Raw genomic sequence first — 7,475 nt, forward strand, 5'->3', positions numbered from 1 at the left:
TTTTTCAACCCCCCCGGGCCCCGCGCCGGGGGGCCCCCCCCCCCCCCGGCGCGCCGGGGGGGGGGGGGGGGCCCCCCCCCCGGGCCCCCCCGGGGGGGGGGGGCGCCGGGGCCCCCGGGCGCGGGGGGCCGCTCCCTCGACCCGGCCGGTGCCGGGAAGTGCGGAACGTGGTCCTGGGCGGCTCGCCCGCCGCCGGCCGTGCCGTCCCCTGGGCGAGCGGGGCGCCACCTGGGGGCATCGGAGTGGGCGCGATGGGGCGCCGGGATGTCGGGCCGCTCTGCTGGGGGAGCGGCGGGGCGGTGCCACCGGGAGAGCACCAGACCTGCCCACTGGCTGGCCCGGGTCGCGCAGCGGGTCAGCCGCGTGCCACGCCCGTCGCCGCACGGTCGTCCGGGGCGGTGTGCGCAAAGGGCTGCTCGCCGTGGGCGGGGGAGTCGGATGTGCCCGCGGTGGACGCCTGCTGACGGGGGTGTGCGGTGCATGGTTCGCCGTCCGTGAAGCTGATGGTGAAGACCGGGTGGTGGGCGGCGATCTCGGCCAGCTCCGCATCGCTTGAGGTGCCGGTCGCGCCGTCGAAGAACTTGCCGACTTCAAAGCCCCAGCGCGTGAGGTAGGTCCGCAGCACGTGGATCTTCTCCGCGCCCTCGGGCAGTTCTATCGCCGTGAACGGCTGCACCCGGCGCCCCTTCCTGAGCTGCCCGCCGCCCGCAGCCCGCATGTTGCGCACCCACTGCGTGGTGCCCCGGGCGGACACCAGATAGTGCGTGTCATCCAGGGGGAGCGGGTTCACCGGCACGCTGCGCCATTCGCCGCTGGTCCGGCCGCGCACCGAAAGCTCCGCACTGCCGAACAGCGACACGCCCCGCCGGGCCAGCCAGGCGATGCTGCCGCTGAGTACGCGGGCCTCGAACCAGTTCGGCTTGGAGTAGTGCGTCATGGCGAACCTCTTCCATCAAGCGTGCGGGACGCAGAGCGGGGAGAGCGGTGCTCTCACTTGGGATCAGTGTGCACGATGCGATGCTCTCAAGCAAGAGCAGTGCTCTCTTTTTCGGCTGGTGCTCTGGAGGAATGGCAGACTGGCCCCATGAGCGCGATTAAGGGGGCCAGGGAACGGGCCCGTGACGAAGTGACCGCCGCGATCAAGGACGAGGCGCGGCGACAGCTCGCAGAAGGGGGCGCGGCCAAGCTCTCGCTCCGCGCGGTCGCCCGGGAGCTCGGCATGGTCTCCTCGGCCCTCTACCGCTACTTCCCCAGCCGGGACGACCTGCTGACCGAGCTGATCATCGACGCGTACGACGCGCTGGGCGAGGCGGCCGAGCGCGCGCTCGCCGCGACCGTCGACGATGCGCCCGCAAGCCGCTGGCAGTCCGTGTGCCGCGGCGTACGCACCTGGGCGTTGGCCCATCCGCACGAGTACGCCCTGATCTACGGCTCTCCCGTGCCGGGCTACCGGGCCCCCCAGGACACCACGGGGCCCGCCGCCCGCGTCGCCCTCGCCCTCATCGCCGTGCTCCGTGAGGCGCATGAGGCCGGTGAGCTCCAGGAGGTCGCCGAGTCCACTGCGCCCGAGCCGGTGCGCGATGACGCCCAGCGGCTCGCGGACGTCCTGGGCATCGACCTGCCGGCGCCGACGGTCGCCGGCCTCACCGCGACCTGGGCGCAGCTCTTCGGGCTGGTCAGCTTTGAGGTGTTCGGCCAGTTCAACCATGTCGTCGAGGCGCGGGACGTGTTCTTCGACCAGGCGACCGCCGGTCTGGGCCGGCAGCTCGGCATACTCCCCGGGGAGTAGCGGAGCGCACCGCGGCTGGCTGACGCGCCGCAGCTTTGCGGCGTCTAGCGTTGCGGCATGAGCACGGAACGAGTCCACCCGGTGGGCGCAGCGCAACCGCCCGGCCCGTGGGCGGACGAGGGCCCGCCGTGGCGGCCGTGGTCGGCCCCACCATCCGGGCGGCTGCCCTGGTTGTCCTCGCTCGGCCTCGCGTTCTTCCAGCTCGTCGGCACCAACTTCGCCTCCGTTCAGCAGCCGGACCGCGCCGAGCTGGACCCGCTGGCAGTGGTGCTACTGGTCCTCGGCCCGCTGCTGCTGTTGTTCCGGCACCGCTATCCGCGGGTCACCGTCTTCGGCACCTGCGCCGTCGCCACGGTCTACCTCGCCGCCGGCTACCCGTACGGGCCGATCTTCTTCAGCGTCGCCCTGGCCTGCTTCTCCGCCATCACCGCAGGTCACCGCCGGGCCGCCTGGGGCGCGGTCGGGCTGAGCTGGCTCGCGCACGCGCTGGTCAGCCACTGGCTCTACCGCTGGCTGCCGCCGGACGGTGACGGGGCGGCGGGCTGGTGGCAGGAGATGGGCATCGCCGCCTGGGTGATGGTCATCCTCGCGCTGTCCGAACTCGCCCGCGTGCGCCGCGAACAAGTCGTACGGGAGCGCGGTGAGCGGGCGGCGGCCGAGCGGCGCCGCGCCGACGAGGAGGCGCTGCGCATCGCCCGCGAACTGCACGACGTACTGGCCCACAGCATCTCGGTGATCAACGTGCAGGCGGGCGTCGGCCTCGCCCTGCTCGACCAGGACCCCGAGCAGGCACGGGCCGCCCTGACCACCATCAAGGGCGCCAGCAAGGAGGCGCTCGGCGAGGTGCGGCAGGTGCTCGACAGCCTCCGGGCGCCGGGGAGCGCGCCACGGTCACCCGCGCCGGGGCTCGACCGGCTCCGCGAGCTCACCGCGCAGGCCGCCACCGCCGGACTACAGGTCGAAACCCGCCACGAGGGCCAGCGAAGTGGCCTGCCGCCCGGCGTCGACCTGGCCGCCTTCCGTATCGTGCAGGAGGCGCTGACCAACGTCATCCGGCATTCGGAGGCGCGCACCGCCCGCGTGACCCTGCGCTACGAACGGCGCGCCCTGCACCTGCTCATCGACGACGACGGTCCGGCCAGCTCCACCGCCGGCGGACGTGCCGACGCCGGCTCCGGCGGCAACGGCCTGGTCGGCATGCGGGAGCGGGCCGCCGCGTTCGGCGGCACAGTGGAGACCGGGCCGCGCGCCGACGGCGGCTTCCGCGTCCAGGCCCACATCCCCCTGCCGAACGAGGAGTCCCCGTGATTCGCGTCGTGCTCGCCGACGACCAACTGCTGGTACGCGCCGGATTCCGGGCGTTGCTCGCGGCCCAGCCCGACGTCGAGGTGATCGCCGAGGCCGCGGACGGCGAGGAGGCCGTACGGCAAGTGCGTCAACTGCGGCCCGACGTCGTCCTCATGGACATTCGCATGCCGCTCCTCGACGGCCTGGCCGCCACCCGACAGATCACCGCTGACACCACTCTGGCCGACGTCCGCGTCATCATGCTCACCACGTTCGAACTGGACGAGTACGTCTTCGAGGCCATTCGCTGCGGCGCTTCGGGGTTCCTCGTCAAGGACACCGAACCGGACGAACTGCTCCGTGCCGTACGCGCCGTCACGGCCGGGGACGCGCTACTCTCGCCCGGGGTGACCCGGCGGCTGATCGCCGAGTTCGCGGCGCGCTCCAAGGAACCGGCCGCGGCGGTCGGGCTCTCCCAACTCACCGAACGCGAACGTGAGGTGATGGCACTGGTCGGGATCGGCCTCTCCAACGAGGAGATCGCGCGCCGCCTGGTGGTCAGCCCCCTCACGGCCAAGACGCACGTCAGCCGCGCCATGGTGAAGCTCGGCGCCCGCGACCGGGCCCAACTCGTGGTGCTCGCGTACGAATCGGGCCTCGTACGGCCGGGTTGGCTCGGCTGATTGCTGATTGCTGATTGCTGATTGCTGAACGCCCTGTGCTGGCCTGGGTGAGCGGGCGGGCTCGCCGGGCCCGCGGTTTCGGGTGGGTCCGAACTTCGGGCCGGGTCAGAACAGGGCCTCCGGTGCGAGGGGTTCCGCGGGAGGCGGGCGCAGGGGCGCGGTGGTGGCGGATGCGGGGTCGGCGGCGGCCAGGGGCCAGCCGGCGAGTTGGCGCCCGTCGAGCAGCAGGCCGCGGCCTTCCACGTCGCGGAGCAGGATGTCAGGGCCAACGACCGCCTGTACGGTTCCGGCGACCGTGCAGTGCGGGGCGAGCAGGACGAGCGCCGCCGGGCCGCCGGCCCGTACCCGATCGAGTGCGAACGCCGTGTCGTGGTGCACGGGGAAACAGGGCTCGGGGCGCAGCGAATCCGGCAACGCGGCCAACGCGTGCGCCCGCGCGTGGAGCGCGTGGAGTTCGGCCGCCCGAGCTGCCGCGGGCGGCGGATCGAGCCGGGCCGCGCGCTTGGCCGCGTAGGGAATCCGGTCGGGTACGGCGAGAGCCGCGCCCAGCACCGCCTCCGCGCGGCGTGCCGCCATCAGCGGTCCGCGCCCCAGCAAGGTGGCGGAGAGCGCGGCCTGTTCCAACAGGCGCACGCCCTCGCGCTCGGTCGCGGTGATGCCGACCTTGATCCACTGCGGGCCGAACCAGGCGAGGTACACGTCGTACGGGCGGGGGTCGTCGGCGCGGGTGTCGGCCGCCACCGAGTACGACCTGTCGAGCCGGGCGCACTCCGGGCACTGGGCGGACACCGCGGTCGGGGAGATCGCCGCGACCGCGGGACACGGCGTGTGGCGATCACCACGCCGCACCCCGGCGCAGCTTCGGCCCGCGCCGGTGGTGAAGGCGAGGGGCCGGCCCGGAGGCAGCGGCGAGACGCGCTCGCCCCGCGCGGGATGGCGCCACACCAGCGCGGCACCTCCCGCCGCGCTCCAGCGCACCGCTACACACTGCCACCCCGAGCCTCCGTCGACCGGCCGACCAGACGCGGCGTGCTCGGCCGTCATCGCCGCGCCTCCCGGGGAGCCACAGGGGCCGCGGGGCGACCGGCCGGGCCTGGCGGCACCGAGGTGACCTGCGCCGTTGGTGGACGGGGCGGCGGCTCCGGCCGGCTGTGGGCGTCCGCCCGGGTGTGGAGTGCCGGCGGCGATGCGGACGGTTGGGGCGGCGGCTGTGGTCGGTTGCGAGCGGAGGGATGTGGTGGCAACAACCGGTCGGTGTGGGTGGGGTGGGTGGCCTGGGTGGGGTGGTCTGCGTGGGGCGTTCGTACGCGACGGTCGTGGGGCACGGTCCGGGCCGGGCGCCGGCTGACCGGCCGCGTATCGAGCTCGTGTCGTCGGCACGGGGCGCGGGGCGGTGTGGTGCGGCGAGTCACCTCGCTGTCTCCCCTCGTTCCTCGTCCCAGGGTTCGGCTGGGCCTTCGTGCCTGCTGGTGGGCGTTGCGGGCGTGCCGTCGCGTCGTGTCGTCGTCCATTGTCGAATTCCCCCCGTGGACGGGCCCGGACCGCCGCCTTGTCCTTGCGCGCGCCCATGCCCGCTCCCGCGCATGGGCGTCCTTGCGTCCGCGCTTGGTGAACGTCGCCGCGGGCCTTGGCGAGGCCACACCAGATGTGGTCCTACCTGGTGTGACCTCGCCCGGCGTGCTCAGACGATCGCCGACGTCTCGCGCCACAGGGCGGCGATGGAGGCATCGCCCGTGGTGCGTACCTCGCCGCTGGGCGGTCGGTTCCACAGGGTGAGGTAGAGGTCGGCCGTCGTGCCGGTCCAGGTGCACTCGGCCACCTCGGCGTCCTGGCCCTGGTCGGCGGGCCCGGTGGGCTGCGGGGCCGTGGTGGCTGACGGGTCCTCGCGCTCCACGGCCAGCGGGTCGGCGGAGAGCCGGATGGCCCAGCGGGTCTCCGAGTCCGTACCGACCAGGCGCAACACGCTCGGCCGCGGGGCATGCACCCGGCTGCGCCCCCGCGCGTGGAAGCCGGTCAGCAACTCCGCTATGCCGTCCGCGGCGAACTCGGGGGCGAGGGGCGAGACGCCGCCACCTGCCGCCAGTTCCGCATCGACCCGGTGCACGGCGGTCTCGTGGGCCTGGCGACGGGCCCAGAAGGCGAGCGGCGACGAACCCGGCAGGAACGTCCAGCACTCCAGGTCGACCGGCGCCGCCCGGAGCGCCTGCACCAGCCCCTCGTGCCCACTGCGGAACCAGGACAGCAGCGCGGCCCCCGCCAACTGCGGGTCCTGCGGGGGACGGTGCGGCTCGGTCAGGGCCTGGGTGAGGAATTCGGTGGCCCACCGGTGCACCCGGCCGGTGTGGGCGACGAGGTCGTGCACCGTCCACTCCGGGCAACTGGGCACACGGGCCTCCAACCCGGCCTGCTCCGCGGCGTCAGCCAGCAGGGCACCTTCGCGTTGGGCGATCTCGACGAGCTGTGCGGTCTCCATGCTCGGAGTGTGCCAGCCGCCACTGACAATCGCGCCTGGATCATGATCATCGGGGCCGGGGCCGGGGCCGGGGCCGGGGCCGGGGCCGGGGCTGGGGCCGGGGCCGGGGACAGGGTGAGGGTGAGGGTGAGGGGCGGATCAGCGTTGCGCGGGATGGAGCGCGCCGCGGGCCGCATGGGCGATGGTCGCCGCGAGCGCTGCCAGGAGGGCCACCGAGGTCAGGGCCGCGGACAGGGAGAACCAGTCGGCGACGAAGCCGATCACCGGTGGACCGCAGAGCATGCCGCCGTAGCCGAACGTGGAGGCGGTGGCGACGCCGCTGGGGCCGGTCAACGCGCCCGCGCGCTCGATGGCGACCGGGAAGATGTTGGCGAGCCCGAGGCCGGTGGCGGCCAGCCCGGCGAGGGCGAGCCAGATCGTGGGGGCCAGCGCGCCGACGAGCATCCCGACCGCGGCCGTCGCGCCGCCGGCCACCAGCGCACGCGTCGGGCCGAGTCGCTCCAGCAGCGCCGTACCGGACAGCCGGCCCACGGTCATCGTCGCCGCGAAGACCGCATAGCCGGTGGCGGCGGCGCCCGGCGAGGCACCGAGGTCCTGTTCCAGGTGGAGCGCTCCCCAGTCGGCCAACGCGCCTTCCCCGTACGCCGTGCACAGGGCGATCACCCCGAGGACGGCCACCAGACGGCGTACGCGGCGCGCCACGGTCTTCCCGGCCGCGCCGGCACCGTCCGGGTCTCCGGGGGTGCCCACCGCCGGGAGCGGGGCGGTGGTGCGGCCCGGACGGTGGATTCCACGTCGCGGCCGGGCCGCGGGTTCCTCCTGTGGGGCGGGGTCGGCCGTCGGGGTGGTGCTGTGCGCGGTGGCCTCAGCCGCGTACTCGGTTGAGGCGAGGCAGGGCGTTGCCCCAGTCGGTGGCTGATCCTTGGACACTGCGAGACCAGCGAGGTCGGTGAGGCGAGTGGGGTCGGCAGGGTCGGTACCCGCCGATCCGGAAGCCGGCAGCCTCGCGCCCGTGGCGGCAGCACCCAGGGCGGGGTCACCGGGTGATTCGGGTGGCCCGGGTGACCCGGCTGCGGTCGGCGAAGCACCCACCAGGCCGGTGCCCGGCTGATCCGCGTCCGCCCGGGCGGTTTCGCCCATGAGGCGGGGCAGATCGCCGCTGCCCGCGCTGCCCGCGCTGCCCGCGCTGCCCGCGCTGCCCGCGCTGCCCGCGCTGCCCGCGCTGCCCGCGCTGCCCGCGCTG

The 7,475-nt window shown here is 74.5% G+C and carries 6 protein-coding genes and 1 pseudogene; 3 read left to right on the forward strand and 4 right to left on the reverse strand.

The features are described from left to right. Nucleotides 1–355: 355 nt before the first annotated feature. Nucleotides 356–937, reverse strand: a complete 582-nt coding sequence (locus tag AAHZ94_RS24660) for a nitroreductase/quinone reductase family protein (RefSeq protein ID WP_349995308.1) — start codon at nucleotides 935–937, stop codon at nucleotides 356–358. A gap of 147 nt (nucleotides 938–1,084) precedes the next feature. Here AAHZ94_RS24660 and AAHZ94_RS24665 point away from each other — a divergent pair, with 147 nt between their 5' ends. The 3 genes from AAHZ94_RS24665 to AAHZ94_RS24675 are packed head-to-tail and all read left to right on the forward strand — an operon-like array spanning nucleotide 1,085 to nucleotide 3,759. Beyond that, complete coding sequence (locus AAHZ94_RS24665) at nucleotides 1,085–1,789, forward strand: TetR/AcrR family transcriptional regulator (RefSeq protein WP_349995310.1); 705 nt, start codon at nucleotides 1,085–1,087, stop codon at nucleotides 1,787–1,789. A gap of 57 nt (nucleotides 1,790–1,846) precedes the next feature. After that, nucleotides 1,847–3,097 (forward strand): sensor histidine kinase, encoded by a 1,251-nt coding sequence (locus tag AAHZ94_RS24670; RefSeq protein WP_349995311.1) that lies wholly within the window; start codon nucleotides 1,847–1,849, stop codon nucleotides 3,095–3,097. Further along, the gene (locus AAHZ94_RS24675; RefSeq protein ID WP_349995312.1) at nucleotides 3,094–3,759 is read left to right on the forward strand and encodes a response regulator; all 666 of its coding nucleotides are present in this window, start codon (nucleotides 3,094–3,096) and stop codon (nucleotides 3,757–3,759) included. Before AAHZ94_RS24670 ends, AAHZ94_RS24675 begins: the two co-directional genes overlap by 4 nt. A gap of 105 nt (nucleotides 3,760–3,864) precedes the next feature. Here AAHZ94_RS24675 and AAHZ94_RS24680 read toward each other — a convergent pair whose 3' ends face one another. From AAHZ94_RS24680 to AAHZ94_RS24690, 3 genes and pseudogenes are all read right to left on the reverse strand, one after another. Then, complete coding sequence (locus AAHZ94_RS24680; protein WP_349995314.1) at nucleotides 3,865–4,803, reverse strand: DUF2797 domain-containing protein; 939 nt, start codon at nucleotides 4,801–4,803, stop codon at nucleotides 3,865–3,867. Nucleotides 4,804–5,440: 637 nt separating this feature from the next. Continuing rightward, nucleotides 5,441–6,232: a maleylpyruvate isomerase family mycothiol-dependent enzyme gene (locus AAHZ94_RS24685; RefSeq protein ID WP_349995316.1), complete on the reverse strand. Its 792-nt coding sequence runs from the start codon at nucleotides 6,230–6,232 to the stop codon at nucleotides 5,441–5,443. A gap of 138 nt (nucleotides 6,233–6,370) precedes the next feature. Then, nucleotides 6,371–6,928, reverse strand: a pseudogene (locus AAHZ94_RS24690) (MFS transporter); the annotation flags it as partial. Nucleotides 6,929–7,475 lie beyond the last annotated feature (547 nt).

It is taken from the genome of Streptomyces sp. HSW2009 (genome assembly GCF_040240285.1).
Classification (GTDB): Bacteria; Actinomycetota; Actinomycetes; order Streptomycetales; family Streptomycetaceae; genus Streptomyces.

Bases quoted from the DNA above. Each gene is read 5' to 3' on its own strand.
- AAHZ94_RS24665 (WP_349995310.1), top strand. From the start codon at position 1,085: ATGAGCGCGATTAAGGGGGCCAGGGAACGGGCCCGTGACGAAGTGACC.
- AAHZ94_RS24685 (WP_349995316.1), bottom strand. From the start codon at position 6,232: ATGGAGACCGCACAGCTCGTCGAGATCGCCCAACGCGAAGGTGCCCTG.
- AAHZ94_RS24680 (WP_349995314.1), bottom strand. From the start codon at position 4,803: ATGACGGCCGAGCACGCCGCGTCTGGTCGGCCGGTCGACGGAGGCTCG.
- AAHZ94_RS24660 (WP_349995308.1), bottom strand. From the start codon at position 937: ATGACGCACTACTCCAAGCCGAACTGGTTCGAGGCCCGCGTACTCAGC.
- AAHZ94_RS24670 (WP_349995311.1), top strand. From the start codon at position 1,847: ATGAGCACGGAACGAGTCCACCCGGTGGGCGCAGCGCAACCGCCCGGC.